Origin of the sequence: Micromonospora sp. WMMC250 (assembly GCF_027460215.1) — a bacterium.
Taxonomy (GTDB): Bacteria; Actinomycetota; Actinomycetes; order Mycobacteriales; family Micromonosporaceae; genus Micromonospora; species Micromonospora taraxaci.
Genome location: NZ_JAPZBJ010000002.1, coordinates 5,082,420 through 5,105,792 on the forward strand (window position 1 = coordinate 5,082,420; position 23,373 = coordinate 5,105,792).

The following is a 23,373-nucleotide window of genomic DNA, read 5'->3' on the forward strand; positions in this document are numbered from 1 at the left end:
ATGGGGACGTACGCGGCTGTGGTGCTCGCGGGTGGGGCGGCCCGCCGGATGGGCGGCGTGGACAAGCCCGCGGTCCCGGTCGGGGGCCGGCCGATGCGTGACCGGGTGCTGGCTGCCGTCGCCGACGCCACGCCACGGGTGCTGGTCGGTCCGGTCGATGCCGTGCCGACCGGGGTGCGTGTCGTTCGGGAGGACCCGCCCGGAGGCGGTCCGGTCGCCGCGGCGGCGGCCGGGTTGGCAGTGCTCGACCCGGAGACGGCGCTGGTCGCGTTGCTCGCCGCGGACCTGCCGCTGCTGACGCGCTCCGCGATCGGCGAGTTGCTGGACCAGCTCACCCGGGTCGATCCGCAGCCCGACGGCGCTTGTTACGTGGACGGCGACGGGCGGCGGCAGTCACTGTGCGGTGTGTGGCATGTCCCCGCGCTGCGGGCGGGGCTGGACCGGTTGGCGGCCGAACGCGGTGGAAGTCTGTCCGGCGCCCCGGTCCGGGCGTTGCTGGCCGGGCTTGTGACACGGGAGGTGCCCTGGTCCGGCGACGGCCCGCCGCCGTGGTTCGACTGCGACACTGACGAGGACGTACGCCGGGCGGAGGAGTGGGCGCGATGACGGTGATGGACGACTGGGTCACGGCGGCGTGCGCCGAGTTGGAGCTGGACCCTTCCGCGGTGCCCGTGCCGGCGGTGCTGGATCTGGCCCGCGACGTCGCCCACCAGGTGCTGCGGCCGGGTGCGCCGGTCACCGCTTACCTGCTCGGGGTGGCCGTCGGGCGTGGCGCCGACCCGGCGGACGCCGCAGCCCTGCTCAGCGCGCTGGCCGGCACCTGGCCGGTCGAGTTGGGCGCCGACCCGGCGGACCCGACGGTCCCCTGAGTTCCGTTGTCCGATCCCGGTCCGGGCTGATTCGACGCACGGGCGGCGTGGGTAGGGTGATCGTGACGGACGGAGGCGATCATGACGGCTGACCACCCCTCGGCCTCGGACGGTGAGCTGCCCGCTGGCGCGGCGGAGTCGATCCTGCTCGACGAGCCCAGCACCACCGACCTGCGGGCGAAGGTGACCGAGGCGTGGCGGGAGTTCGCCCGAGCGCTCGCCGTACGACTGCGGGACCTTCCGGTGGGCGCGCACCTCGACGTGACGCTGGATCCCACCGCCTCCGGCACCGGAGATGCCGTCTACTCGATCAGCGTCGACGTGGACGGTGACGGCGCACTGTCCGCCCGCGCGGTCGGCAACGCCACGCTGCCGGCGGGTTACCGGCTGGACCGGGGCGCGGTGGCGGACATGATCGCGCTCGGCTGGTCGCCGCCCGGGGTGGTCGCCGGCTCCGGCGGGTCCTTCGGGTTGGACGCCACGACGGCCGAGTCGACCCGGGTCGCCGCGTTGCTCTCCCGCACGTTGCGGGACGTCTACGGCGCCCCGCACCCGGCCTTCCTCGTCTACCTGGTGCACGATGCCGAGGGGGAGCCCTTGGCAGTGGACCCGTTGGGCACCGCGCGCAGCGAGTTCGGCCCGGATGCCGATGTCGAGGCCGACCTGGAGGAGGCGCTGGCCGAGGCCGCCGCCGCGCAGACCGAGCGGGACGACGTGCTCGACCTGGCGGATCGGGTCCGTACGGTGGTTTCCACGATGTTGAAGTCGGACACCGACCGGTTGCAGGTCGACTCGGACGGCGACATCAACATCAGGGCCGGTTCGGCGATGGTCTTCGTGCGGGTACGGGACAACCCACCCCTGGTGGACGTCTTCTCCCCGATCCTCACCGAGGTCGAGCCGACCGAGCGGCTCTACGTGAAGCTCTCCGAGTTGACCAACCGGATGCCGATCGGCCGTCTCTACTGCGCCGACGACACGGTCTGGGCGTCCATCCCGGTCTTCGGTCGCAATTTCCAGGCCACCCATCTGATGCTCGCGGTGCAGGTGATGACCGGTCTCGCCGACGAGTTGGACGACCGTCTGCACGGCGAGTTCGGCGGCAAGCGGTTCTTCGGCGAGGGTGACAAGCCGGTTCGGCGCGACGACTCGGAGCACCGCACCGGGATGTATCTCTAAAGTCTGTCCAGCAGGGTCTTGCCGACCGTCGCGCGCGCCTCGATGGCGGCGTGCGCGTCGGCGGCGCGTTCCAACAGGAATCGCTGGCCGATCAGCGGTCGCAGGTTGCCGGCCGCCGCGTCGGCCAGGGCCTGCCGGGTGTACGCCCGCAGCCGCGCGGGTGGCACGTCCGGCCGGACCAGTGTGACCTGCCGTGCCGTGGCGGCGTCCGCCGACACCGGGGACCACTCGCCACTGGCCAAGCCGAAGCTGATCATGCGACCACCGGGTTCCAGCAGGTCGAACGCGGATTGGGCCGTCGGCCCACCCACCCCGTCGAACACCACGTCGACTCCACCCGTCGCGGCTCGGACACGGTCGGGCCAGTCAGGCAGGCGGTAGTCGACGGCCAGTTCGGCGCCCAGGCCGGGCAGCAGCTCCACCTTGCGGTGCCCACCGGCTGCGCCGATCACCCGCGCGCCCGACCGGGACGCGAGCTGCACCAGCAGGCTGCCCACCCCGCCGGCGGCGGCCTCCACCAGCACCCGGTCACCCGGCTGGACACCCACCGCCTCGACCAGCATGGTGGCGGTACGCCCGTCGGCCAGCAGCGCCACCGCCTCGTCCAGAGCCAGTTCGGCGGGCACCTCGATCGGGGCGGACGCGTCCACCACCACGCGTTCGGCGTACGCGCCGGAGCCGCCGGTGGCGCTGACCACCCGACGCCCGGTCAACGTCGGGTCGACGTCCGGCCCGACGGCGGTGATCACTCCGCCGACTCCGTTGCCGGGGATCAGCGGTGGGGTGACCCGGAACGGGCCGGGGCGACCGGAGCGCTGCTGCGTCTCGACGAAGGTGATGTTCGCGTGCGCGACGTCGATCAGCACCTGGCCGGGGCCGGGCGTCGGGTCGGGTGTGGTTTCGGGCACCAGCACCTCGGGCCCGCCGAACTCGTGTAGCCAGATCGCCAGCATGGTTTGCCTTCCCTGTCGCGCCGGAAGCACCACTGCAACAGGTGAACCCGACTTGAGGTCAAGCTCCGGTGGAGGGGCCCACACCCGGTGACTCGACCAGCCTGGAGAGCACGATGGTGCTGCGGGTGGATGTCACGAAGGATTCGGCCCGCAGCCGTTCCAGTGCCGCCTCCAGGTGGGCGATGTCGGCGGCGCGCAGGTGTACGAGCGCGTCCGCCTCGCCGGAGACGGTGTAGGCGCCGACCACCTCGGGGTGCCGGCGTGTGGCCACGCCGATCTGTGCGGGGGTCGTCCGGCCGGCGCAGAACAGCTCGACGAAGGCCTCCGTGGTCCACCCGACGGCGGCCGGATCCACCACAGCCGTGAATCCCCTGATCACGCCGGTGGCCCGCAGTCGGTCGACGCGACGCTTGACGGCTGGGGCGGACAGTGAGACCCGGGTGCCGATGTCGGCGTACGACGCACGGGCGTCGGCGACGAGTAACGCAATGATTCGCTGGTCTACCGCGTCTATCTGCAACGTTCCGCCTCTGGGAAGCAACGGTTGTGGCTGTTACCAAAGTTCTACGGTACCTACTCTTGGTGACCGTGAACCAGCAGCGATTCCCGCGAAAGCGGACATATCTCATGTGCTCGCCGGAGCATTTCGCGGTCGAGTACGCGATCAACCCGTGGATGGACGTGACCACTCCGGTCGACCGGGACCTGGCCGTCAAACAGTGGGACCGGCTGCGGGAGACGCTGGTCGGTCTCGGCCACGAGGTGCACCTGCTCACGCCCGAGCACGGCCTGCCCGACATGGTCTACGCCGCCAACGGCGCGTTCACCGTCGACGGCAGCGTGTACGGCGCACGGTTCAAGCACGAGCAGCGGGCCGCCGAGGCAGCCGCCCACCACGCCTTCTACGAGTCCCAGGGCTGGCGGTTCGTCGCGCCGAGCGAGACCAACGAGGGCGAGGGCGACTTCGCGTACGTGCCGGAGGCGCACGGCGGGCTCATCCTCGCCGGGCACGGCTTCCGGACCGAGATCCCGGCGCATGCCGAGGCGCAGGAGGCGTTGGGCCGGCCGGTGGTGTCGCTGCGCCTGATCGACCCGCGCTTCTACCACCTCGACGTGGCGCTCGCGGCCATCGACGACTCGAACGTCGTCTACTTCCCGGGCGCGTTCTCCGCGGCCAGCCAGCGGGTGCTCACCCAGCTCTTCCCGGACGCGGTGATCGCCGACGACGAGGACGCGATGGCCTTCGGGCTCAACCTGGTCAGCGACGGTGCCAACGTGGTGCTCAACAGCGAGGCGACCCGCCTCGCCGGCAAGCTGAAGGCCGCCGGCTACACCCCGGTTCCGGTCGAGCTGGCCGAGCTGAAGAAGGGCGGCGGCAGTGTGAAGTGCTGCATCGCCGAACTGCGGCACTGACCCGCACGTCAGCTCCGTACGTCAGGGGCCGGCCTCCCGATGGGAGACCGGCCCCTGACCTCGTCGTGGTGGGTGCTCAGCCCAGCGTGGCCAGCTCGTTGATCAGCACGTTCGACATGACCTGACCGTCGCGCTGCACCTCTCGCAGGTACCACTTCTGCTGCGGGGTACGCGGCTGGTTGAACTGCCAGATGCCGCGCGGGCTGTCGATCTGGCCGATCTTGCCCAGGGCCAGGTTGACGTCCTTCGGCGTGGGCTTGCCGCCGGTCAGCTGGATGGCCTGGTCGAGCACCTGCGCCGCGTCGTACGACGCCATCGCGTAGGTGGTGGGCGTGACCTGGTGCTTCTTGCGGTAGGCGGAGGCGAAGACCCGGTTGGACGTGTTGTTCAGGTCGGCCGAGTAGTTCAACGCGGTCTGGATGCCCAGCGCGTTCTCCTTCAGGTTCTCCAGCACGTTGCCCTCGGTGAGGAAGCCGGGCGCGTAGATGGGCCCGGAGAACTTTTCCCGAAGCTGCTTGATGAACTCCACGGCGGCCGCCCCGGCGAAGAAGCAGAAGACGGCGGTGGGCTTCTTGGCCAGCGCCTTGCTGATGTCCGAGGCGTACGCGGTCTTGCCCGGGTTGGAGGTGGCGCTCGTGTAGGTCACCGGGTCGCTGATCCGCGGGTCGGCAGCGCCGAACTCCTGCTTGAAGCCGCGCACGACGTCCGGGCTGCCGACGTTCTCCGGCATGATGATCGCGACGCGGCCGTTCGCGGGCAACTGGTCGCGCAGGTAGCGACCCAGCGCGCGGCCGGCCTCGTCCAGCACGTACGACGTCCGCCAGATGTAGAAGACGCTCTGCAGGCTGCTGGGTGAGGCGTTCGAGCCGATCAGCGGGACGCGCGCCTCCTCGACGGTGTCCCGGATGCCGACCATCACCGCCGAGTTGACCACGCCGGTGAGCGCCAGCACACCCTGCTTGAGCAGGCCCTCGACGGCGGCCTTGCCCGTCTTGGCGGTGTCACCCTCGTCGGCGGTCAGCAACTCGACCGGGTGTCCACCCAACTTCTGGTCGTGCAGGTCCAGGAAGATCTGGAAGCCGTTGGTGATGTCTTCGCCGATGCTCTTGAACCCGCCGCCCTGCGGCGTGATCAGACCGATCTTGACCGGGCCGCGGTCGGCGGTCGGCTGGGCGTCGGTGTCGGAGCCACATCCGGCGACGAACCCGGTGGTACCGAGCGCGGCCAACAGTTGGAGCGCCCGCCTGCGATTCATCTGCGACACCGAGTTCCTTCCAGGAAGCATTGCAGGGCCGAACACCGCCCCTCCGGCGTTCTACCTGGTCCGCGACGCTGCGTCAATGGCTAGTGATCATCGTGCAGGGACCGCAACATAACGAGGACCTGAGGCCACGCCGACGACTCCGGATCGATCAGCCCGAAATGCTCGCATTCAGGCAGTTCAACAAGGGAGATATCGGATCCTGCGGCACGTGCTGCTGTGACGAAGTCGCGGCTCATCTCCGCTGGAACCTGTTGATCCTCGGAACCGTGCATGACTACTGTGTGTGTCCGAACGGGTACCAATCTTCGTGGATCAGCTGCCGCGTAGCGGTCCGGGACCTCCGCCGGCCCTCCGCCGAGCAATGCGGCCACCGCACCCCCGTCCAGGTCCCGCCGGTACGCCTCGCCCAGGTCGGCCACCGGGGCCAGAGCGAGCACCCCGGCCACCGTCGCCGGGGCGGTGGCCGCCACGTACATCGCCAGGTGTCCGCCGGCGGAGTGCCCGAGCAGCACCGGTGCGGCCCGGCTCACCCGGCCGGGAAGCGCCTCTGCGGCCAGCGCGGGCAGCTCGGCCACTCCGGTCAGCACGTCGGTCAACGTGCCCGGCCAGCCGCCTCCCGGCTGCCCGGTGCGCCGGTACTCCACCTGCGCCACCGGGTAACCGGCGGCGGCGAGGGCAGCGGCCAGCGGGCCGGTGTGCTGGCGGTCGTACTCGGCGCGCCAGAAACCGCCGTGCACCACCACGACCAGCGGCCGCGCCGGGCCGGTCCCCGCCGGGAGGCGAAGGTCGGCCACCTGATCCGGGTGGTCCCCGTACGCCACGGTCCGGTCGGGTTTAGGCGCGGGCCGGGTCAGCACGGCACGCGGGTCGGCAGGCATGGCGCGACGGTAGCGCGCCCCGGCCGGGTGGTTCAGCCCCGGGAGTAGGTCCCGGGCGGCATGGTTAGCAACCGCTGGGTAAAGATGGACCCCATGACCGACGCGCGTTCCGCTGGACAAGACGACGAGCCCGGCACCGACGATTCCGGCCACTCCGGCACCGTTGTGGTGGTCGGCCCGGACGGCCGGCCGATCGGCACGATGCAGACCGACGAGGGGCAGGGCGAGGACCCGACCAGCCTGGTCGAACAGCCGGCCAAGGTGATGCGGATCGGCAGCATGATCAAGCAGTTGCTCGAGGAGGTGAAGGCAGCTCCTCTCGACGACGCCAGCCGCAACCGGATGCGGGAGATCCACGAGCGGTCGATCGTCGAGCTCAAGGATGGCCTCGCCCCCGAGCTCCGCGACGAGCTGGAGCGCATCTCGCTGCCCTTCACCGAGGACAAGGCTCCCAGTGAGGGCGAGTTGCGGATCGCCCACGCCCAGCTCGTCGGTTGGCTGGAGGGCCTGTTCCACGGCATCCAGGCGGCCCTGGTGGCCCAGCAGATGGCCGCACGGGTTCAGCTCGAGCAGATGCGCGGAGGCCGCCAGGCCCTGCCCAGCGGCCCCGGCGGGATGGTCCCCGGGATGCCGCCGGGCATCGGCCAGCCGGGCGGCGGCGAGGGCCACAACACCGGTCAGTACCTCTGACCGGCTCAGCCCACCCCGAAGACCTTCTCCAGGTACGCCGCCACGCCGTCCTCGGAGTTCGTCGTCGTCACCTCGTCGGCGACCGCCAGGACGGCGCGGTGGGCGTTGGCGACCGCCACGCCACGCCCGGCCCAGGTGAGCATCGGCACGTCGTTGGGCATGTCGCCGAAGGCCACCACGTCGGCCGCGCTCACCCCGATCCGTTCGCAGTACCAGGCCAGCCCTGCCGCCTTGGTCACCCCGGCCGCGGAGATCTCCACCAGGCCGGACGACGACGAGTGCGTGGCCTCGGCCAACCCCGCGACCGCGGTGGCGATCAACTCGGCGAAGGCGTCCGGGTCCTGCTCACCGGCCCGGGCGAGGAGCTTCACCGCCGGCAGGGAGAGCAACTCCTCCGGCGTCTCGATCGCCCGGATACCGTCCGGGTCCACATCCCAGCGCAGCGGGTAGTGCGCCTCGTGCCGCATCTGCCGGCTGTCCAGGATCTCCACGGCGAAGGTGATGCCGGGCACCTCGGCGCGTAGCCGTCGCGCCACCTCGGCGAGGTGCTGCGGCGCGAGCGGGTCGGCCCGCAGCACCTCGTCGTTGAACGGGTCGTAGACCACGGCACCGTTGGCGCAGACCGCCGGTAGTGGCTCGGCCAGTTGGTCGTACACCATCTTCAGCCAGCGGACCGGACGGCCGGTGACCAGGACGACCGGCGTGCCGCGCGCGGAGATCCGCGCGAGCACGTCGGCGGTGCGCGGGCTGACGGTGTGGTCGTCGCGGATCAGCGTGCCGTCGATGTCGGTGGCGATCAGGCGGGGTGTCTCTCCCATCACCGGGACAGTAGCCGGTCCAGATACACGGCCACTCCGTCGTCGTCGTTGCGCAAGGTCACCTCGTCGGCGGCGGCGCGGACGTCCGGGTGCGCGTTTGCCACCGCCACCCGGGCCCAGCCGGCCCACTCGAACATCGGCAGGTCGTTGGGCATGTCACCGAAGACCAGCACGTCGGCCGGATCGACACCGAGGGTCTGCGCCACCACTGTCAGCCCGCTTGCCTTGTCCACGCCGGGCGGGCAGATCTCGATGAAGCCCAGCCCGGCCTGGGTGAGCGTGGCGACCTGCGGTGAGACGATCCGGCGGGCCACCGCCAGCAGCTCGTCCACGTGGTGGTCGGCGGTCCGGGCGAACGCCTTGATCACATCGCAGGAGAGGCACTCCGCGCGGCTCCGCGCCTCGAACCGGTCCTGGTAGGGCCAGCTCTCGTGGTAGTCACCCCAGAGCGGCGCGTCGTGCTCGTCAGAGGCCTCGACCATCACCGTCAGCGGGCCGACAGCGGCCTCCAGGTCGGCGAGCAGCCGGGCCAGCACCTCGGCCGGCAGCCGCTCGTCGCGCAGCACCAGCGGGCCCGATGGGTCGCTCTGATCGACCACCCGACCGCCGCCGGCCATCACCAGGAAGTCGGCGGCGCGGATGTCGTTGCGGGTCAACTCGGTCAGCCGAGGTCCGCGACCGGTCGCGCCGACCACCGGAATCCCGGCGGCCCGCACCCGGTCGAGCACCCCATGGGTGTACGCGGAGACGGTGTCGTCGCTGCGGACCAGCGTCCCGTCGAGGTCGGTCGCGATCAGCTTGGGCAGTCCCGGGCGGGTCATCGTTCCTCCTTCGCCCGCCGCCGTCGCAGCCTGCCGTGCGGTCGGGAGAACCGAGGCCCGGCGTGACGGCGGGCAGCAACCGTACCTCGCGGAACAGGTCGCATCCATGGCTTCCAGGCGAATCGGTCACCAACGCCAGCCGACTTCCGGCCCTGCGTCCAGCCCCCCGCTCGATGATCCACCCGGGGTCGCCGGCGTGGCGGTGTCGCCGCGCCCTGAGGCCCCCAGATCGGCGACCTGGAGTGGATCAATCCCCGTAAGCGCAGGAAGGCGGGGCAGCGTACGAGCAGAGGGTCGGGCCGGGTCAGGTGGGGTTTTCGGGGCGGGCGAAAGGGCTGGCCGGGGTGACGGTCAGGTCGGCTGGGGCGGGGAGGCCCTCGTCGACCGGATCGCGCTGCCGACGGCGCCAGCCGCGCACCGCGAAGCCCTCGCCGACCTGCTCGTCGGCCGACGGCGCGGCGACGTTCGACGACAACCGCAGCGCGGCGCCGAGCAGCACGCAGGCCGCGAACGCCATCACCAGGCCACGACCGTATTCGGTCCGGAAGCCGTCCTGCTCCGAGTAGAAGAAGGTCCGCTGACCGGAGTCGTTGAGAGTGGCCGCCGCGGCGACCAGCAACGCCAGCAGGGCGCCGGCCAGGGTCAGACCGGCCAGCCGGGCGTTCGACCGCACGGCCGCCGTGCCTCGCAGCGCGAGCGCCACAGTGCAGACCAGAACGAGAAGCCCGATCAGGTAACCGACACCGAACCCGCCGACCTCGGACACCCCGGCGGGCACCGTCATCGTGGCGTTCCCCTCCGGCCCACCGTTCGGAAGGCTCAGCACCAACCACTCGCCGACCATCGAGGCGACGCCGGCCACGGCGCCCAGACCGGCCAGCAGCAGGGGCAGCCGAGGATCCTGCGCGAACCCCGCCAGCGACCACCCGAACCGGCGACGTGGAGGCGGGTCGTCGTCGGCACCCCACTCGATGACGGCCGGACCGTCGGACCGGTCGCCCTGTCGTGGGATCGGTAGCTCCTCGGACATCGGCCATCCTTCCGCCGGTCACGGATGTGGGTCGAATCATGGCACAGCCAGCGGTGCGTGACCGGGATCGCACGGCACGCGTCGGTGCCGCTCGGTCGCCCGGCGGTCACCTTTCCGCTAGCGTTCTTCCCATGCCTATCCGTACCGCTTCAGCACAATGGCAGGGCAATCTCACCGAGGGTGCCGGCACGGTCCGCACCGGTAAGGGCGGCCTGTCGGGCAACTACTCCTTCAAGTCGCGCTTCGAGGAGGGCGAGGGCACCAACCCGGAGGAGCTGATCGCCGCCGCCCACGCGGGCTGCTTCTCGATGGCGTTCTCGAAGGCCCTCGCCGACGCCGGCTCGACGCCCACCTCGGTCGAGACCACCGCCAAGGTCCACCTGGACAAGACCGACGCCGGGATGACCGTGACCCGCATCGACCTGGAGACCGTCGGCCAGGTCCCGGGCATCGACGACGCGGAGTTCCAGAAGCTCGCCGAGGCCGCCAAGGCCAACTGCCCCATCTCCCGCCTGCTCTCGCCCGGTGCCGAGATCAGCCTCAAGGCGCGCCTGGCCTCCTGAGCCGGTCGACCCACAACCGCTCGACCACGGAGAGAGTCTCCGCCCGCCCCGGGCGGTCACTCTCTCCGTGATCTGCGGAGCCGGTCGGCGGCACCGCTGACCCGGCGGGCCGCACCCCGCATCGGGCACAATGGGTGGGGTGCCGGTGGAGATGACCCGCGAGCGCTTCGAGGAGTTGGTCGGCGAGGCCCTCGACGAGGTGCCCGAAGAGCTGCTCGGCCTGATGAACAACGTGGTGATCCTCGTCGAGGACGACCCGCCGCCAGGCGAGCACGACCTGCTCGGCCTCTACGAGGGCCATGCCCTGACCAGCCGTGGCTGGGACTACTCCGGCGTGCTGCCGGACCGGATCTTCATCTACCGACATCCGATCCTGCGGATCTGCGACAACGACGACGATGTCGTCGACGAGGTGGCGGTGACGGTGGTCCACGAGATCGCCCACCACTTCGGCATCGACGACGAGCGGCTGCACGCACTGGGTTGGGGCTGAGTTCCGGGTCGGCGGTCGCCGCGTCACCCCCTGCCGTTGTTGCCCCCTTCGCCTACCGTCGGTGCAGCGACCGCGAACCCTGTCAGGAGGCACCTTTCATGCGCAGTGAGCTGTTCTCCTCGGAGAACCTGGAAAAGGAGTCCGCGCAGCCCGGCATGCGGCTGCAGAACTCCAAGATGTTGAAGATCGAGCTCAACGGCGAGGCGATGGCCCGGGTCGGCTCGATGGTCGCCTACCAGGGGAACGTGCAGTTCCAGGCGCTGGGCTCGGGCGGGCTCGGCAAGTTCCTCAAGCAGAAGCTCACCGGCGAGGGCGTCCCGCTGATGAAGGTCTCCGGCCAGGGTGACGTCTTCCTCGCCGAGTTGGCCAAGGACGTGCACATCATCGACCTGGAGCCGGGTGACGCCCTCTCCATCAACGGCTCCAGCGTGCTCGCCTTCGACTCGACCCTCCAGTACGACATCAGGATGGTCGGCGGCGCCGGGATGGCCTCCTCGTCCGGCCTGTTCAACTGCGTGTTCAGCGGTTACGGGCGGATCGCCATCACCACCAAGGGCACTCCGGTGGTGCTCAACGTGGATGCCCCGACGTACGTGGACCCGCAGGCCGCGGTGTGCTGGTCGGCCAACCTCCAGACCGGCTACCACCGGGCCGAGCAACTGGGCCTCGGCACGCTGCTGGGTCGACGCACCGGTGAGTCGTTCACGATGAGCTTCGCCGGCCAGGGCTTCGTGGTGGTGCAGCCGTCGGAGGAGCCGCCGGTCATGGGCAGCGGTCAACAGCAGCAGGAGGGCGGTCTGCTCGGCGGGTTGCTGAGCTGACCGACGTGGCGGGGGCGCTTCCGGAACTCGGGGGCGCCCGGCCCGATCAGGTCAACTCACCGGTGCGCAGTTTAGCCAGCCAGGCCGCCGCGTCCGCGTAGTCGACGTCGGACAGGCCCGCCGGCGCGGGCACCGGCCGTTCGCCCGCCGCCTCGGCCCAGCGGTGCCGGGGGTACGACCCCAGGAAGCGGACGTCGGCGCAGACCCGACGCAGCCCCTGCAACGCCTCGCCCAGGCGTACGTCGGCCACGTGGCCGGTGCAGTCGAGGAAGAAGACGTACCGGCCCAGGGCCTCACCGGTCGGGCGGGACTCGATCCGGGTCAGGTTGACGCCGCGTACGGCCAACTCCATGAGCACCGACAGCAGGGCACCGACCCGGTCGTGGGCGATGTAGACAGCGAGCGAGGTGAGGTCGTCGCCGGTGGGCGGCGGAGGAGGGCCCGGCCGGGACACCAGCGCGAACCGGGTCACCGCGTCGGGATGATCCGCGATCTTGTCGGCGAGGACCGCGAGGCGGTGCCGCGTCGCCCCGATCGGCGCGCAGATCGCCGCGTCGTACTCGCCGGACCCGGCGCCGGCGGCAGCCGCGCCGTTGGAGAGCACGTCGACCACCACGCCGTCGGGCAGATGGTCACGCAGCCAGCCTCGGCACTGGGTGGAAGCCTGCGGATGGGCCGCCACGGTGCGGATCGAGGTCAACGAGGTGCCGGGTCGGGCGCCGAGCACGAACTCCACCGGCAGGATCACCTCCCGGGTGATCACCAGTGGCTCGCCCTCGGCCATCTCGTCCAGCGTGACGCCCACCGCGCCGCCGATCGAGTTCTCCAACGGCACCAGAGCGGCGTCGGCGTCCCCGGCCCGGACACTGTCCAGTGCCTCCCCGACGCTGCGGGCGGGCGTACGGGTGCCGCGCTCGGCGGCGGGCACGGAGCGCAGGGCCTGCTCGGCGAAGGTGCCCTCCGGCCCGAGGTAGACGAAACGTGTCGGCGGTGTTCCCGGCATGCCGATCAGCCTACGCACCCGGCCGGGTGGCCGGACCGGCCTCACAGGCCAGGGCGCGGATTCCGGCCGGCCCGGCGGCGCGTACCTCGATGGTGCAGACGTCGGTGCCGGCGGTGACGAGCGTCGGTGCGCTCGGCTGACCCCGGGTGACCACCTGGAGTTCCTCGTGCCCGGTCACCTCCAGCACGGTGAACTGCCAGTCGGCGGCGCAGAGTGGGCCGGTGCGGACCTGGACCCGGACGTTGGCCGGGAGCACGCCCGCCCGACCACGGAGCAGCTGCACCACCCGCTGCCCGGTGGGCCCGTTCCGGCAGGCCGTCGCGACCGCCCCGGCGTCGGCGGAGGGCGTGATCGCGGCGCTCGGCGGTGCGGTCACCGGCGGGGTGGTGGGGGCGATGCTCGGGCCGGGCGTCGGCGGAGCCCCGCTGCCGGTGGGCATGGCGGTGGGCGTACGCACCCCGGGAGGGGCGCCACAGCCGGACAGCGACGCGGCAGCGAACACCGCGAGCGTGACCGCGAGGGTCCGGGCGGCTGAATGACCGATCCGGCCGCGTGGAACGTGGATCGTCGTCCGCGACGGGGGAGACGCGGGGCGGGGTGGGGTGAACGGCACGGGCCGGTCCTCGGGGACATCGGAGAATTCGTCACGGCCGGGGTGGCCGAGCCCATCGTAGGGTGAGCGGCCTTCCGGGTGAAGGTCAGCCGGTGACGCGGTGCCCGGCGCGCTGGAGCGCGGCGATGCCCTCGGTCAGCCGGACGGCCGGCACCAACAGGTAGTCGGTGTCGAAGGTGGAGAACGTGACCACGCTGACCCGCGCCTCGGCCAGCGGGTCGACGAGCGCGGCCAGGCTGCCGGTGCCGTTCAGCTCCATCGGCGCGGTGACCCGTAGACAGCGCCAGACGGTCTCCACCACGGTCTGCGCCGGAGCCCGGTCGGTCGGACAGATCACGGAGATCCCGTCGGAGGTCCAGCTCACCGTGACGACGTCGGTGTCACGAAGGTCGTTCGACATCGCATCCGGCACTGTGGTGCCGGCGGCCAGCCTGCACACAGCGTATTCCCCGGGCAGTAGAGCGATATCGAGCATGGAGGCACCTTACGGCCTGCGCGTGGGCTCTCCCGGGGAACGCCGCGTGCGGCGAACGACACACTCCGCCGCTGGTCAGACCTCGGAGAAGAAGGTGAGCGAGCCTGCGACGGCGCCGTCGGTGAGCACCGGGGTCGAGATCGCGTCGACTGTCGCGTCGGAGCTGCTTGCCACGGCGGCCTGCACGCGGAGTAACCCACGAGCGAGTCGGCCGGACGAGAGCGCCAGCAGGGGCGGAATCTTGTCGATCTCGGCCTCGGTCAGCACGCCCCGGTTGGCGGTGAAGTCGAGCAGGCGTAGACCGCCGTCGAGCAGCGGTCGCCCGATCAGACCGCCCGGCTCGCCCAGACAGAGCAGCTCGCAGCCGGCCGCGGAGATCGCCACCACCCTCGTGTCGGCGTCGATCAACAGGCACGGCTCATCGGCCCGGGACACCGTCGAGGACCATTGGCCGACGTTGCCGGACTCCGGCTCTGTCGACGCTCGGGCCACCGGCACGAACGCTTCCGAGAGCGAAAGTTCGACGTGGGCCACCGCGCCTCCTATGTGCACCGATCGACTGTCCACGCTAGCGGGTCGCCGACGGAATCACCGAGCGCACCGGGTCACCGGGCCGCGCAGCCTGAACGACGCGACTGGTGACGGCGCGGAAACCGGTGAGGTGGACGGGGGGACCGGAGCCGCGTGGCGTCGCCGGTGACGTTACCGGCGGTGGGCCGGCTTGTCAGCGGCCGTTCGGCCCTCGTCGTACCACCGGTAGTCGGCGGTTGGACGGTACGTGCCGTTCAACCAGGTGCTGGGGTGCTGTGCGACCCGGGACAGCTTCTCGGCCGTGGCGGGGCTGATCCGGCTGCCACCGGCGACGAGGAGCCGGTCCAGCTCCCGGTGGGTGGCCATCAGACAGTCCTTCGGAAGGCCGTAGACACTGATCACGCCGGAGCCGACGAAGGTCAGCACCGGCGTCACCGGGACGGGCAGCCCCACCGCGTCGGAGAGGGCCTTGCTGGCCCGTTTGGCGTCGCGGCGGGACTCGGCCACGTACGGTGGCCTCTTGCCGTTGATCTGCACGACGTCGCCGGCGACGAGCACCCTCGCGCGGCCATGGTCGGCGATGGTCACGGCGAAGAGGCCGCTCGGCCCGATGGCGAGGAACCCGGCGCGGTCGTCCTGACCGCGGTCGAGGACGTCCGTCACGTCTGTGCGTGGCCACTCGATGACGTGCCAGGCGGGACCGAGGTGGTCGAGCTGGCCCAGTGCCCGCGCCCCGGCCGCCTCCAGGCGGCGTGCGCCCCGCTCGGCCCGACGGCGACGGGCCCATTCGAGGGGTGTCGGACGGACTGGTTCGAGAACCCCCGGCGACTCGACGCGGGGGTGTGGCACCGCGACGGGCGGCAGTGCCCGAGCGGACGGTACGGCTCGTCGTGCGGGAAAGACAGTCATCGTCGACCTCCGGCAAAAGGTCCCTCGAAGTTATGTCCTCACTACCCTACGTTGTCACTCCCGGCGTTCGGCAAGCCGGAGCGCCGGAATGACTGTGGATGAATGCCATATTCATCCACAGTTCTTTTGTCGGATGCCGCCAAACCCTGCCCTACGCTGCGGGAGTGACCCACTACGTCGACAGTGAAGTCGGCCGGCTCGGCACCGTACTGCTGCACCGGCCCGGCCCCGAACTGGCCCGGCTCACCCCGCGCAACAACGACTCGCTCCTGTTCGACGCGATCCCCTGGGTCGGGCGCGCCCAGGAGGAGCACGACGCGTTCGCCGCCGCCCTGCGCGAGCGCGGGGTCGAGGTCCTCTACCTGGCCACCCTGCTGGCCGAGACACTCGCCGTGGCGGACGCCCGAGCGGAGCTCACCGAACAGGTGCTGCGTTCCCGGCGACTCGGCGACACCCTGCGGGCCCGCGTGGCGGACCACCTCTCCTACCTGGACCCGGCGGCCCTGGCCGACGTGCTCACCGCCGGGCTCGCCCACGAGGAACTGCGGATCAGCTCGGAGCGGCCGGGCGGGCTGGTCTACACGTTGATGAACAGACATGACTTCGTCATCGACCCGTTGCCCAACCTGTTGTTCACCCGCGACTCGTCGCTCTGGATCGGCGATCGGGTCGGCGTCACCAGTCTGGCCATGCCCGCCCGCCGCCGCGAGACCACCCTGACCGACGCCATCTACCGGCACCACCCACGCTTCGCCGGCACCGAGTTCGTCTACCGCCCGAACCTCGAACACCTGGAGGGCGGGGACGTGCTGCTGCTCGCGCCCGGGGTGCTGGCGGTGGGCGTGGGCGAGCGAACCACACCGGCCGGCGCCGAACGCCTCGGCCGGCAGGTGTTCGCCGCCGGTCTGGCCCACACCATCCTCGTGGTGCCGATCGCGCAGAAACGCGCCACCATGCACCTCGACACCGTCTGCACGATGGTCGACGTGGACGCCGTCCTGATGTATCCCAACATCGCGAGCACGCTGTCCGCGTACACCGTCATCGCCGGGGCGGACGGTGCGGACCCGCGGGTGGACGGGCCGGCGCCGTTCCTGCGTGCCGCCGCCGACGCGATGGACCTCGACGTGCTCCGGGTCATCGACACCGGGCTGGATCCGGTCACCGCGGAACGCGAGCAGTGGGACGACGGCAACAACACCCTCGCCCTGGCACCCAGGCTCTGCGTGGGCTACGAGCGCAACACCGAGACCAACGCCCAGTTGGAGCGGGCCGGCATCGAGGTGATCCCGATCGCCGGCTCCGAGTTGGGCTCCGGCCGGGGCGGCCCGCGCTGCATGTCCTGCCCGATCACCCGCGAGCCGCTGCGGGGAAGGGCGCCCTCGTCGGGATAGGCGCCCTTCCGCAGCTCAGCGGAGGGTGAGCTGGCGGCCGAGCAGACCCTGGCGGGCGCGCCGGCCGGCGGCGTCCAGCGGGCCGTCGGTGGCCAGCGCCTCCGCGTAGCGCTTGGCGAACTGCGCCACCGGGTCCTCCCACTCCGCCGCGGGAGTCTCCTCCGGCAGGTCCCACACCGGGACCAGTCGGCCGTGCGCGCGGAACATGCCGGCGAACTTGGTCTGCTCGCCGAGGGTCAGCGAGCCGGCCGCGCCGAGACGCGCCAACGCGTCCAGGGCGGCGTCCTCGTCGTCCGGCAACACCCAGCGCACATGCGCCTTGTCCGGGACCTGGCACCAGTACGCGGCCTTCGCCGCGGTCATTCGTACCGTCGGATAGATGGCCGCGTTCGCCCGCTCCAGGGACGCCTGGACGGTCGGGTCGTCGCCGGCCCCGGGGTCGAGCCAGAACTCGAAACCCTCGTGCATGCTGATGTCCAGTGGGCCGTCCACGAGGATGTCCTGTAGGCGTGGGCCGGGGCCGGGCAGCGGCGGCACGGACACCTGGCCGCCCGGCTCGGCCCGCAGCGCGCAGAGCAGCGCGTCGGCCAGGTCGCGGGAGACGTCACCGGACTGCTGGTGGCGCTGAAGACCGATGAGCACCCGGCCGTCCGGCTTGGTGATCGCCGGCGCGGCCATCGGCAGCACCGTGGCGAGCGTCGCCGACCGGTCGCCGAACTCCTCGACCAGGGCGGGTGCCAGTCGCAGCGGCGCGGAGGCCGCCGGCACCAGTTCGCGTAGGGCGATCCACTCGGGCTCGTCGACCAACCCGTCGAACGGACGCGGCACGAAGATGTCCCGCACCTTGTCCTTGCGGGGGGCGCTGTCGGCGGCGGTGCGCTGGCTCTTTCGACGCTTGCTCACGGCGTCACAGCCTAGAGGCCCGGCCGGCTCGCCGTGGGCCGGACCCACCCAACCTCAGCCCGTCGATCAGCGACGTCGCCACCACCCGGGGCGGTGACCTCGCAGCCCGGAGGTTCAGCCCGCTGACACCAGGTCGGGTCGGGGCGCCGGCACCGGATCGAACTCCGCCCAGACTCGCTGGCCCATTCCGTCCCGCTCGACGCCCCATCGGGTCGCCAGACCAGCGACGATGTGCAGCCCGCGACCGTCCGCCGCGTCGGGGCTGGCCGTCCGGATCCGTGGCCCGGTGTTCGCGCCCCCGTCGGTCACCCGCAACTGGATCACAGTGCCCTCGGGCGAGGGCCGTAGCCGCCACGCGACCCGGATGACTCCGCCGGGAAGCGGTCGGGCGTGCCGCACCGCATTGCCCACCAGCTCCGCGAGCACCGCGATGAGATCCGCGCGGAGCGTCGGGGGTACGACGTCCGCCAGCTCGTCAGAGAGCCTGTGCCGGGCCAGCCGTGCCCCGGCCGGGTGGTGGGGAACCACCACGCACCACGCCCGATCCGTCACTGACGCTGCCACCGTCGCCTCCACGTCGCGCCACCTCGGTCAACAGCGGGGTAGCCGCACCTCTGCGACCGTACCGCCGCCGGCCCTCGGACGTAGGGATACCCATCCATTCTGTTGTTCAACGATCCGGCGGACGAGATAGAGGCCGAGCCCTGCCCCCGGATAGCCGCGTCGGTCGCCGGACTCGCCCTGCCAGAACCTGTCGAACGCGCGCTCCACGTGCTCCGGTCGGATGCCGATGCCCTGGTCGCTGACCCGGAACGCCACCAGTTGACCGTCGACCGAGGCGGTGACCTCGATCGGGGAGTCCGGTGCCGAGTACTTGCCGGCGTTGGTCGTCAACTCGGTCAACACCGTGGCCAGGCTGGGCCGGTGACCGAGCGCCTTGGGTAGGTCGTTCGGGAGGAGGAGCACCAGCCGCCGGCGCAACTCCGCCGGCAGGTCGACGACGGCGGAGCGCAACGCCTCGCCGAGGTCGAACGGCGTCGCGGGCTCGTCCCCGGGCCCCGCCTCGGCAGCCGAGGAGAGGAGACGGTCGACCAATCGGGCCAGCTCGTTGGCGCGCTGCCCGATCACCCGGGCGGCCTGCCGGCGGTCCACCTCGGTCAGTGACTCCCAGTGGTCGGTGAGCGTGTCCGCGTACCCCTTGATCACGGTGACCGGCGTCCGCAGCTCGTGGCTGGTCACGGCGACGAACAGATCCCGGTCGTGGTCGCGTTGCTGCTGGTCGGTGATGTCGCGGAAGGTGACCACCCGGAGCGTGCCCGGGCCGGGCAGCTCGCCGGACGTGATCCGCAGCCAGCGGCCGTCCGGCATCCGGTGATCCCGCACCTGACCGGAGGGCGGCAGCGGGAACGGCAGGGGGCGGCTCAGCGCCTGCTCGACCGACCGACCGGTGACCTGGGCGGCGGCCGGGTTCCAGAGTCGGACGTGCCCGTCCCGGTCGACGACGGCCAGCCCGTCGGCGAGCGCTGCCACGACCGGGCCGTCACCGTGCACCGGCAGGCCGCTCTGGTCGCCGTACATGTGCGCGACGCAGGACGCGAGGTAGGCGACCACCCCCTGCTGCTCGGCGCCAGGTTCGTCGTCGCCCGGGTAGAGCGCGTGCAGGCTGCCCACCGTGTGGCCGCCGATCTCCGCCCGGGCGACCACCATCCAGCGCAGGTCGCTGCCGCTCAACTCGGCGGCCAGTTTGCCGTTGAGGTGACCCACCCGCACCTGGCGTGCCCGTGGGCCGGCGAGCAGGCAGACGGTGTCCGGGTCGTCGACTGCCAGCGGCCGGCCGAGGGCCCATTCCGCGGCACCGGTCGCGGAGATCACGCGACCGCCGGTCGGGCCGAACTCGACGAATGCCATACCTGTCGCACCGAGCGCGGGCTGGGCCACCCGGAGAAGCTGGGTGAGGACCGGCAGGCCCGCGTCCCCAGAATTGATCATCTCGATCACGACGGTGTGGCCGCCGAGGAGAGCGGGAAAATCGATACGCTCCGGCATGTGCCGAGTCTGCCCGGTCGACCTGGATTTGGGCACCCCCGCCGGCTCAGCGGCCCAGCCGGGCGAGGGTGTGCGCCGGCCGGTCGGTGATGATCCCGTCCACCCCGGCGGACAGCACCAGCTCCAGGTCGGTCGGCTCGTTGACCGTCCAGACGTACACCTGGTTGCCGGCCGCGCGCAGTGCGGGCAGCAGCTGTGGCCGGCCCCGGACCAGACCGATGCCCGGCCCGGCGATCCGGGTGCCGAACGGGAGCCGCCCCAACCGCAGCCACCGTGGCACCACCTCCAGCAACAGCACCGTGGGCAGCGTCGGGGCCAGCTCGCGGACCCGGCGGACCGCCAGCGGTGAGAACGACATGACGGTGACCTGCACGGGGTCGTCCGGTGCCGGGTCGGCCAGCCCGTACCGGCGCAGCAAGGTGACCAGTCGTCGTTCCACTGTCGAGCCGTAGCGGGAGGGGTGCTTCGTCTCCACCAGAAGCCGGACCGGCCGCCCGGCGTCGAGCACGGCGTCCAACAGCCGGGCCAGGGTCAGCAACCGGGTGTGCGAATCGTCCGGCGGCAGGTCGCCGCTCGGTGCGCTGCCCGGATGCCACGAGCCGAAGTCCAGCGCGTCCAGCTCGGCGAGCGTACGCGCGCTGACCAGACCGCGACCGTTGCTGGTGCGGTCGAGTCGACGGTCGTGAACGCAGACCAGGTGCCCGTCCCGGGTCAGCCGGACGTCGCACTCCAGCCCGTCGGCGCCCTCGTCGAGGGCGCGCAGGTACGCGGCGAGAGTGTGCTCGGGCAGGTCGAACGAGGCGCCGCGGTGCGCGAAGACCAGTGGGCCGCCCATCCCGCCCGCCCTCAGATGACCTGGCCGGGCTGCCCGTTCGCGTCGACCACCGGCCGGCCGACCGCCGCCCACTGGCGCATCCCACCGTCGGCGTTACGCACCTGCCCCCAGCCGTTGTTGACCAGGTAGGCGACGACCTGGGCCGAGCGCCCGCCGGAGCGGCAGATGACCGCCACGTCCCGGTCGGTGGGCACCTCGGCCAACCGCGCCGGCAGTTCCATCATCGGCAGGTGGTGGGCTGTCGGAGCGTGGCCTGCGGCCCACTCGTCGGCCTCCCGCACATCCAGCAGGTAGGTCTCGTCGTCGATCTCGGTCACGGGCACGGTGGGAACCTGGGGTCCGAACACAGGAAGCAACACTAGATCCTCGTCGGCTGGTTCGGCACCGACAGGGCCGTCGCCACCGTCACAACCGGGTCACCCAGCGCGGGTTGGCCTGCGCCCAGGCGGGCACCCGAGTGCCCCGAACCGCCTCGAAGAGCCCGTTGCCCCCGTTGTCCAATACCACGTAGGAGACCTCGTCGATGGTCTGTGGTGACGACGGAACCTGGACGCCGCGCATCCCGTCGGGCGGCAGCGCGCGTAGCGCGAGGAGCAGATCCTCCAGGGGTACGCCGTTGGTGTCGACGGTCAACGACCCGCCGACCGCCCGCAGCACCTGGTCGAACTTGACCGGGTTGCTGCGCAGGTCCGCTCTGCCGGCGCTGTCCAGCATCGCCCGGAGCAGCTGTTGCTGGTGGTGCTGGCGGTCGTAGTCGCCACCGGGCAGGTCGTAGCGCTGCCGTACGTAGTCCAGGGCCTGCGCCCCGTCCATGCGTTGACAGCCGGTGGGGAAGACCCGGTTGGTGTGGATCGAGCGGACCTCGGTGTCCACGCACATGTCCACCCCGCCGAGCAGGTCGATGACCTTGCGGAAGCCGGAGAAGTCGATCAGCGCGGCACCGTCGAACCGGATGCCGGTGAGCCGGTGCAGGGTGGCGGAGAGGAGCTGGGCGCCGGCCTGCCCGCCACCGCCGTGCTCGTACGCCGCATTGATCTTGTCTTGGCCGCCGCCGAAGCCGTTTCCGGGCGGGATGGCGACCAGCAGGTCCCGTGGGATGGAGACGAGGTAGGCCTCCCGCTGCCCGGCGGGTACGTGCACGATGAGGATGGTGTCCGAGCGTTGGTCCGGCCCGCTGTCACCGGGGCGGCGGTCGGAGCCGACCAGGAGGTAGTTGAGGGGCCCGTCCAGGTCGGTGCGGTCGGTGCGGGCGTCGGCGTCGAGCAGTTGCTCCTTGGTCACCGTCCGGTCGTACCGGTGGCTGAGCGTCTTGAGCCCGATCATGGCGAGCCCGGCCAGCAGGACGAGGGCCAGGCCGACGCCGAGCAGGATCCGCGACCCGCGGGCGCGGCGCGCTCGGGTGGGCGGGGCCGTTCCGGCCCGGCCCGCCGTGTTCCGCCCCCACCTGGACGTGACCGCCTCCCCGCAGCCGCACGTGAAACCTACTCACGTCGAGGCTACGGGCGGTGACGACGCCGTCGCTGGCTTTCCGCCACTCCCGGTCGTCACTTGCGGGTGGAGATCACCTCGGGGTGGGTGAAGACGAACTCGGCGAGTTTGTCCTGCTTGACGGCCTGGAACATCGCCATCGTCTCTTCGCTCAAGCCCTCGGTGTTGTTGCCGTTGGCGTGGAAGGTGCCGCCGTTGGTCTTGAGCATGGTCAGCTCGTTGGCGGTGACCCCGCGCATGGTGAAGATGAAGTTCTCGATCGCCACGCCGCCGGTGTCCAGCACGAACGCCTTACCGGCCGCCTTGATCAGGTTGTTCATCTTGGCCGGGTTGGTCAACATCCCGCCGTCGGTGGCCTTCTTGGCCATCGCCTTAATCAGCTGCTGCTGGTTGGCCTGCCGGTCGTAGTCGCCGTTCTTGAGGGACTTGCGCTGCCGGGAGTAGTCGAGCGCGGCCCACCCCTCCATCTCCTGGCAACCCTTCTTGTGCACAACCGGGGTCCGCGGCTTGCCGGTCTTCTTGGCGTCCGCGTTCCACATCGGCTTGCCGTCGACGTACGACATGTGCAGCGACTTGACCTCCTGGCTGACGCAGATGCGCACGGTGCCCAGGGTGTCGATGACGTTCTTGAAGCCGCCGAAGTTGATGATCGCCGCGCCGTCGAAGCTGATCCCCGTGAGCCGCTTGATGGTCTGCGCCATCAGCTGCGCGCCACCCTCCCAGCCACCACCGTTGGCGGCGCCGGCCTGGAACGCACCATTGATCTTTCCGGTGCCGCCGGCGTAGCCGCTCTTCTTGAACGGGGGGATCTGCGCCTCGGTGTCCCGAGGGATCGAGATCAGATACGCCTGGTCATGGGTCGCGGGGATGTGCAGGATGATGATGCTGTCCGAGCGCACGTCGTCGGCCGCCCAACGCTCCCGGGCGTCCACGCCGAGCAGCAGCATGTCGATCGGCCCGTCGAGGCTCGCCCCGCCCTCGGCGTCGGACTTGCCGGCGTCGCCCAGCAGGTTACGTTGCGCGATGTCCCCGGTTGCCTGGCCGATCAGCACCTTGCCGCCGACGATGCCCACGCCGCTGCCGAGCATCAGCACCGCCCCGAACACCACTGTCAGTCGGGCCCACAGAGGGTCCTTGCGCTTGCTCCGCTTCTTCGCCGCCCCGCCGCCACCAGCAGGGCCGCCAGCGCCGACGCCGGGCGGCCGGGCACCCGGCCCGCCGCCCGAGGCGCGTGCCTGCACGGGTATGGCTGCGGCAGCACGACCGCTGGGCGCGGCGGACCCGGGGGACGAAGGGCGACGACTGGCCTGAACCGGCATGCGTGCTCCAGCTCGTGATCAGGAGGGGGCGGCACCACTGTACGGACATCAATTCGACTTTGCGA

General features: G+C 71.3%; 28 protein-coding genes. 9 read left to right on the forward strand and 19 right to left on the reverse strand.

What is annotated here, in order from left to right:
• The 3 genes from mobA to O3438_RS22875 all read left to right on the forward strand — a co-directional run bounded on the left by mobA (position 1) and on the right by O3438_RS22875 (position 2,048).
• A complete protein-coding gene (gene mobA / locus O3438_RS22865; protein ID WP_269681833.1) occupies positions 1-606 on the forward strand; it encodes a molybdenum cofactor guanylyltransferase in 606 nt (201 codons plus the stop codon).
• Positions 603-869 carry a DUF6457 domain-containing protein gene (locus tag O3438_RS22870; protein ID WP_269681834.1) on the forward strand — a complete coding sequence of 89 codons (267 nt, stop codon included), beginning with the start codon at positions 603-605 and terminating at the stop codon, positions 867-869. Before mobA ends, O3438_RS22870 begins: the two co-directional genes overlap by 4 nt.
• An 81-nt stretch (positions 870-950) precedes the next feature.
• On the forward strand, positions 951-2,048 hold the full coding sequence (locus O3438_RS22875) for a T3SS (YopN, CesT) and YbjN peptide-binding chaperone 1 (RefSeq protein WP_269681835.1): 1,098 nt from the start codon (positions 951-953) through the stop codon (positions 2,046-2,048).
• Here O3438_RS22875 and O3438_RS22880 read toward each other — a convergent pair.
• On the reverse strand, positions 2,045-3,001 hold the full coding sequence (locus tag O3438_RS22880; protein WP_269681836.1) for a zinc-binding dehydrogenase: 957 nt from the start codon (positions 2,999-3,001) through the stop codon (positions 2,045-2,047). The genes O3438_RS22875 and O3438_RS22880 overlap by 4 nt on opposite strands.
• Positions 3,002-3,059: 58 nt before the next feature.
• Positions 3,060-3,521: an Lrp/AsnC family transcriptional regulator gene (locus O3438_RS22885; protein ID WP_088987096.1), complete on the reverse strand. Its 462-nt coding sequence runs from the start codon at positions 3,519-3,521 to the stop codon at positions 3,060-3,062.
• 59 nt (positions 3,522-3,580) lie between these two features.
• On the opposite strand from O3438_RS22885, the gene ddaH reads away from it, so the two are divergent.
• Positions 3,581-4,414, forward strand: a complete 834-nt coding sequence (gene ddaH / locus O3438_RS22890; protein ID WP_442929640.1) for a dimethylargininase — start codon at positions 3,581-3,583, stop codon at positions 4,412-4,414.
• Between the two features lie 76 nt (positions 4,415-4,490).
• Here the strand turns inward: ddaH and O3438_RS22895 are convergent, their stop codons facing one another.
• Entirely contained in the window at positions 4,491-5,678 is a 1,188-nt protein-coding gene (locus tag O3438_RS22895) for an ABC transporter substrate-binding protein (RefSeq protein ID WP_269681837.1), read from the reverse strand.
• A gap of 80 nt (positions 5,679-5,758) precedes the next feature.
• Positions 5,759-6,556, reverse strand: coding sequence for an alpha/beta hydrolase family protein (locus tag O3438_RS22900; protein WP_269681838.1), 798 nt, complete (start codon positions 6,554-6,556; stop codon positions 5,759-5,761).
• A gap of 84 nt (positions 6,557-6,640) precedes the next feature.
• Between O3438_RS22900 and O3438_RS22905 the strand changes: the two genes are divergently transcribed.
• Positions 6,641-7,246 (forward strand): bacterial proteasome activator family protein, encoded by a 606-nt coding sequence (locus O3438_RS22905; RefSeq protein WP_269681839.1) that lies wholly within the window; start codon positions 6,641-6,643, stop codon positions 7,244-7,246.
• Between the two features lie 5 nt (positions 7,247-7,251).
• Here the strand turns inward: O3438_RS22905 and O3438_RS22910 are convergent, their stop codons facing one another.
• From O3438_RS22910 to O3438_RS22920, 3 genes are all read right to left on the reverse strand, one after another.
• Positions 7,252-8,064, reverse strand: a complete 813-nt coding sequence (locus O3438_RS22910) for an HAD family hydrolase (protein WP_269681840.1) — start codon at positions 8,062-8,064, stop codon at positions 7,252-7,254.
• Entirely contained in the window at positions 8,064-8,885 is an 822-nt protein-coding gene (locus O3438_RS22915; RefSeq protein ID WP_269681841.1) for an HAD family hydrolase, read from the reverse strand. Before O3438_RS22915 ends, O3438_RS22910 begins: the two co-directional genes overlap by 1 nt.
• Positions 8,886-9,189: 304 nt before the next feature.
• Positions 9,190-9,915, reverse strand: a complete 726-nt coding sequence (locus tag O3438_RS22920) for a hypothetical protein (protein ID WP_269681842.1) — start codon at positions 9,913-9,915, stop codon at positions 9,190-9,192.
• A 131-nt stretch (positions 9,916-10,046) separates the two neighbouring features.
• Between O3438_RS22920 and O3438_RS22925 the strand changes: the two genes are divergently transcribed.
• From O3438_RS22925 to O3438_RS22935, 3 genes are all read left to right on the forward strand, one after another.
• A complete protein-coding gene (locus O3438_RS22925) occupies positions 10,047-10,478 on the forward strand; it encodes an OsmC family protein (RefSeq protein ID WP_269681843.1) in 432 nt (143 codons plus the stop codon).
• A gap of 145 nt (positions 10,479-10,623) precedes the next feature.
• Positions 10,624-10,971 carry a metallopeptidase family protein gene (locus O3438_RS22930; RefSeq protein WP_197699411.1) on the forward strand — a complete coding sequence of 116 codons (348 nt, stop codon included), beginning with the start codon at positions 10,624-10,626 and terminating at the stop codon, positions 10,969-10,971.
• A 98-nt stretch (positions 10,972-11,069) separates the two neighbouring features.
• Positions 11,070-11,792: an AIM24 family protein gene (locus O3438_RS22935; RefSeq protein ID WP_269681844.1), complete on the forward strand. Its 723-nt coding sequence runs from the start codon at positions 11,070-11,072 to the stop codon at positions 11,790-11,792.
• Positions 11,793-11,838: 46 nt separating this feature from the next.
• Here O3438_RS22935 and pheA read toward each other — a convergent pair whose 3' ends face one another.
• The 5 genes from pheA to O3438_RS22960 all read right to left on the reverse strand — a co-directional run bounded on the left by pheA (position 11,839) and on the right by O3438_RS22960 (position 15,323).
• Complete coding sequence (pheA, locus tag O3438_RS22940; RefSeq protein WP_269681845.1) at positions 11,839-12,795, reverse strand: prephenate dehydratase; 957 nt, start codon at positions 12,793-12,795, stop codon at positions 11,839-11,841.
• A gap of 10 nt (positions 12,796-12,805) precedes the next feature.
• Positions 12,806-13,360 carry a hypothetical protein gene (locus O3438_RS22945; protein WP_442929734.1) on the reverse strand — a complete coding sequence of 185 codons (555 nt, stop codon included), beginning with the start codon at positions 13,358-13,360 and terminating at the stop codon, positions 12,806-12,808.
• A gap of 133 nt (positions 13,361-13,493) precedes the next feature.
• Positions 13,494-13,883 carry an ACT domain-containing protein gene (locus tag O3438_RS22950; RefSeq protein WP_269681846.1) on the reverse strand — a complete coding sequence of 130 codons (390 nt, stop codon included), beginning with the start codon at positions 13,881-13,883 and terminating at the stop codon, positions 13,494-13,496.
• A 75-nt stretch (positions 13,884-13,958) separates the two neighbouring features.
• Complete coding sequence (locus tag O3438_RS22955) at positions 13,959-14,417, reverse strand: hypothetical protein (RefSeq protein ID WP_269681847.1); 459 nt, start codon at positions 14,415-14,417, stop codon at positions 13,959-13,961.
• Between the two features lie 168 nt (positions 14,418-14,585).
• Positions 14,586-15,323: a hypothetical protein gene (locus O3438_RS22960; RefSeq protein ID WP_088987108.1), complete on the reverse strand. Its 738-nt coding sequence runs from the start codon at positions 15,321-15,323 to the stop codon at positions 14,586-14,588.
• Positions 15,324-15,487: 164 nt separating this feature from the next.
• On the opposite strand from O3438_RS22960, the gene O3438_RS22965 reads away from it, so the two are divergent.
• Complete coding sequence (locus O3438_RS22965) at positions 15,488-16,717, forward strand: arginine deiminase (RefSeq protein WP_269681848.1); 1,230 nt, start codon at positions 15,488-15,490, stop codon at positions 16,715-16,717.
• Between the two features lie 15 nt (positions 16,718-16,732).
• On the opposite strand, the gene O3438_RS22970 is transcribed toward O3438_RS22965, so the two are convergent.
• From O3438_RS22970 to O3438_RS23000, 7 genes are all read right to left on the reverse strand, one after another.
• Positions 16,733-17,620, reverse strand: a complete 888-nt coding sequence (locus O3438_RS22970) for a DUF5926 family protein (RefSeq protein WP_269681849.1) — start codon at positions 17,618-17,620, stop codon at positions 16,733-16,735.
• A gap of 114 nt (positions 17,621-17,734) precedes the next feature.
• A complete protein-coding gene (locus O3438_RS22975; protein ID WP_269683726.1) occupies positions 17,735-18,151 on the reverse strand; it encodes an ATP-binding protein in 417 nt (138 codons plus the stop codon).
• 60 nt (positions 18,152-18,211) lie between these two features.
• Complete coding sequence (locus O3438_RS22980) at positions 18,212-19,666, reverse strand: sensor histidine kinase (protein WP_269681850.1); 1,455 nt, start codon at positions 19,664-19,666, stop codon at positions 18,212-18,214.
• 46 nt (positions 19,667-19,712) lie between these two features.
• Complete coding sequence (locus O3438_RS22985; RefSeq protein ID WP_269681851.1) at positions 19,713-20,501, reverse strand: glycerophosphodiester phosphodiesterase; 789 nt, start codon at positions 20,499-20,501, stop codon at positions 19,713-19,715.
• An 11-nt stretch (positions 20,502-20,512) separates the two neighbouring features.
• The gene (locus O3438_RS22990) at positions 20,513-20,848 is read right to left on the reverse strand and encodes a rhodanese-like domain-containing protein (RefSeq protein ID WP_088987113.1); all 336 of its coding nucleotides are present in this window, start codon (positions 20,846-20,848) and stop codon (positions 20,513-20,515) included.
• A 58-nt stretch (positions 20,849-20,906) separates the two neighbouring features.
• Positions 20,907-21,824 carry an LCP family protein gene (locus O3438_RS22995; RefSeq protein WP_269681852.1) on the reverse strand — a complete coding sequence of 306 codons (918 nt, stop codon included), beginning with the start codon at positions 21,822-21,824 and terminating at the stop codon, positions 20,907-20,909.
• Positions 21,825-22,045: 221 nt separating this feature from the next.
• A complete protein-coding gene (locus tag O3438_RS23000) occupies positions 22,046-23,308 on the reverse strand; it encodes an LCP family protein (protein WP_442929641.1) in 1,263 nt (420 codons plus the stop codon).
• Positions 23,309-23,373 lie beyond the last annotated feature (65 nt).